A 3,353-nucleotide genomic window follows, 5' to 3' on the forward strand; every position below is an offset into this window, starting at 1 on the left:
TTGGGTAGTCGATGCCGTGGGCGGCGATGATCCGCTCGAAGGCCTTGTTGCCGATCGCCAGCTTCCCGCAGCACTGGCGSYGRGTKATGCCCAGYTCMAGGAAGGCGCGAATCCGCTCGGCGTACTTCGCGTCGCGGGCCAGGACCTGCTCGCTTCGAACTGCGCCGTTGGCACCGCTCCGGGTTGGCTTCTTGAAGGTGATGTCGTACTCCTTTGCGAAGCTGTAGAGGGTGCGCCGGCTCAGGCCCAAGGCAACCGATGCTTCCGTTTGCGTGTGCGTGGTGCCCAGTTCCCGGATGCGCTCAGCGAGTTCGTCGCGTTCCTGCTGGCGAATATCTTTCGAGTGCGGGGGCAGGGGAGCCGACTCGACCCGCCGCCGAACAAACGGCTTCGGTGCCGGCGGCATCTGGTTGYTGTARGTGATKGGCTTGGGCTTGTAGCCGATGGGCGCCGCTTCTTCGATCTGGCCGCCGCTGGCCAGGAACTGGGCGACCTGGGCCGCCAGTTCAKCCGAGGCCGGGCGMAGCGCCTCGAYCAGGCTGAGGTKGTTGCTGATCATGCTGCCGCCTTGGCCAGCGTCACCCCGGCCATGCTGAAGGTTGAACCCTGCGCTGCGACCATCGCGTCGAGCGCTTCCCGGTTGACCAAGAGTACGGTGATTGGCGCCTGACCATATGCCACGGCCTTCACCAGGGCCTCGAAGTCCGTCACGTTGGCCTGCAGCGCTACCTGCTCCATGGTGTGGCTCGCCGCAGGCTTTGTGGCCTGGCCGACGGGTGCCGCTGCCTGGACCGGAGCGGTGCGGGCAGGCTCTGGCGTCGCCACCTTCTCCACGACCGGCTCTGGCTTGATGGCCGCCAGGCGCTGGGCTTCCTGTTCTTCAGCAATGCGCTTCGCGTCGGCCTTTTCCTTTTCCGCCTTCTGGTGTTCGGAGATTCGGAATTTGATCAGCGTCACCAGGTCATCGTTGGCCTTAGTGACCAGCTGCTGCACGTCGCTGAACAGGAAGGCATGATCAACGGCGAGCTCTGCCAGACTGGTCAGGTTCAAGCGGATGCCGTCGGCTGCCTGGCTTGCATCGATCTTCGCCCGGGCCAGTTCGGTATCTACTGCGTCCTGGAGGCTGGCGATGGTGCGCTTGTTCTTCATGGCGCCGGCGAAGTCCGAAACGACATGAGGCAGCGTGACTTTGCCCAGCGTCTTGTTGATGGCGGCGATGTGATCCGCCAGCGCCAGCTCGGCTTTTTGCTTGATGTTGGTCTTCACCAGCAGCTCTTGAGCCTTCACCAGCTTGTCGACTTTCAGTCGAGTCTCGCGAGCATGGGCACTGATGCGATCCAGCGACGAAAACAGCTCGTCGATGCTTTGGGTCTGCGAGAGGGCCTGTTTCTTGGCGACCGCGACAGCCTCTTCGACATCACCGCACCACTTGACCGCCTTCTTGGCGTCGGCGAAGTCCTGGTCGGTGGAGAGCGTGGTTTTCACTGAGTCGATGACAGCCAGTGCCGAGTCTTCAAACACCTTCAGGTTGCTGGCGGTGACCATGCCGGTCAGCTCGATGCGAAGGGCTGGCAATTCATCAGGTGCCTTGCCGACGACGATTGAAGGCGCGTCGGCCATCTCGAAGTTGGCCAGGTCTGCCTCGAACTGTTTCCATCCTTCGATCAACTGGGCCGCGCGGCCGGCGACTGGCCGGTATTCCATATGCACGAAGTTCTCCGGCGTGCCGTCGGAGCAAACAAAGATCACCCGCTCAGCGCCGCTCACCAGCAGTTGCTGCTCAAGCTGCCAGTAGTAGTGCGGAGCCAGGTCGCCCGCTTTCACCTGGGCCACGACCGACTCATTCCACAGTTTGTGCTCGAACAGTGTCTCGCCGAGCATCGTGGCGCCGTCCATGGAGGCGAGCAGGTTGCCCTCGGTAGCAACGATCGGATAAAGCTCTTCGCCGATCAGTGCTTCGGCCAGTGGGCGCGCCAGGGCCTCGGTCGCGTGCCCTTTGTCGAAGATGAACTGCTGCGAGGGCGTGACGTCCGGTGTGATACCGGTCTTCTTGGCCATCAGCAAGTCGGTGCGGGATTGGTACTTCGACGCGCCCATCATTGCCGGGGCTTCGGAGGCGGTGCGGAACTTGGCGCGAAGGGCAAGCCACTCGGCGGAGCCTTGAGCTACGTTGTGAATTTTCATGCTGAATCTCCATCGAGGGCTTTGAGGTTGGTGATTTTTTCAATCTGCGCCGGGCTCAGCGTGTACTTGCTGCTGATGGTCGCAATGAGGTGTTCAGGACTGGTTCGGTTCGAGTCGATAAGTGGCTGCCACTTCACGATGTTCTCGGTCAGCAGTTCGTCGGAGTAGGCGGGCAGCGCTTCCGGTTCAGGCTCGGCGCGCTGTCGAGGGCTGACATCGCGCGCCGGCTCCTCGAATGCCTTGCCTTCCATCTCGTCGGCCGTTGGCGCCGACCCGACTTCAGGGAATGCTTTGCGCAAGGCCTGGGCCTCAGCGCATTTGGCGAGCTGGGCAAATGCTCGACGCTTCCACATGGCGTTGGGCGCAGCGGTGTCCTTGCTCGATGTCGCGTAGTTCTCAAGCCAGCGCTCATTGGCGGTGTACTCGGCCACCAGCCCGTTGCTCATCTGCCGCTTGACGGTCACGCGGCACCATTCGGGATACGTGACCTCTACGCCGCTCAACTTCGCCGTTACTGGGGGGCCATATTCAGGCTCGCTGATCCCGGCGTACTGGCCGGTGCGCGCCGCCTGGATGCGGTACAGGCCAATGCCAGGCATCACCGTGTCCTGCATCTTTTTCGTCTTCGAGTTCCAGATCGGGACGATGTGCACCGGCTTCAGCATTGGGTCCAGGTGCGCGGCCTGGCAGTAAGCCAACACCATCACGACTGAGTTCTTTTCGGCGCCGGGGTAGAGGCTGCTGCTCAGCACTTCAACGAGCGCGGCCTCCGACATCGCAGGCGTGTTGTCGTCCTGCTTCATTACTGCGGACATGGGGGATCCTTGCCGCGATGCTCGCAGCGATTGAAGGTGTTGGTTATTGAGTGATTCGATCAGCGAGGGCGCTGAGCAACATCAGAAAGGTGCAGACGGAGAGTGCAGAGAAGGAGCCGCGCCAGATGAGYAGGCGCCGGGTGCGCTGGYGGRTGGTCACGRCCGAACCCTCACCGCAATTCGACCGCCCTTCATGGTCGCCGCCAGGCGCTTCGGCAAGGTGGCCACRGCACGCTCRCGCGGCTGGCCGATCACTTCATTGAAGGGRAGGCCGAAGCCCAGCATGATCAGYTTCGACTCAACKTCRTCGAGYTGCTCGTCGATYAGTGATTTAACCGGTGCGGTGGTCATGCG

The 3,353-nt window shown here is 62.2% G+C and carries 4 protein-coding genes; all 4 read right to left on the reverse strand.

The genetic code is table 11. The annotated features are described in order from the left end of the window. Window positions 1-559: hypothetical protein (locus JV201_RS13350; protein ID WP_219407056.1), on the reverse strand; the 559-nt coding region annotated here is incomplete at its 3' end. Beyond that, a complete protein-coding gene (locus JV201_RS13355; RefSeq protein WP_219407057.1) occupies window positions 556-2,184 on the reverse strand; it encodes a YqaJ viral recombinase family protein in 1,629 nt (542 codons plus the stop codon). The genes JV201_RS13350 and JV201_RS13355, both read right to left, overlap by 4 nt. Further along, window positions 2,181-2,987: a phage recombination protein Bet gene (bet, locus tag JV201_RS13360; protein ID WP_219407166.1), complete on the reverse strand. Its 807-nt coding sequence runs from the start codon at window positions 2,985-2,987 to the stop codon at window positions 2,181-2,183. The genes JV201_RS13355 and bet overlap by 4 nt, the downstream gene beginning before the upstream one ends. 168 nt (window positions 2,988-3,155) lie before the next feature. Beyond that, window positions 3,156-3,350: a hypothetical protein gene (locus JV201_RS29695; protein WP_257903330.1), complete on the reverse strand. Its 195-nt coding sequence runs from the start codon at window positions 3,348-3,350 to the stop codon at window positions 3,156-3,158. Window positions 3,351-3,353: the final 3 nt, after the last annotated feature.

This window comes from Pseudomonas sp. Colony2 (assembly GCF_019382755.1).
GTDB lineage: Bacteria > Pseudomonadota > Gammaproteobacteria > Pseudomonadales > Pseudomonadaceae > Aquipseudomonas.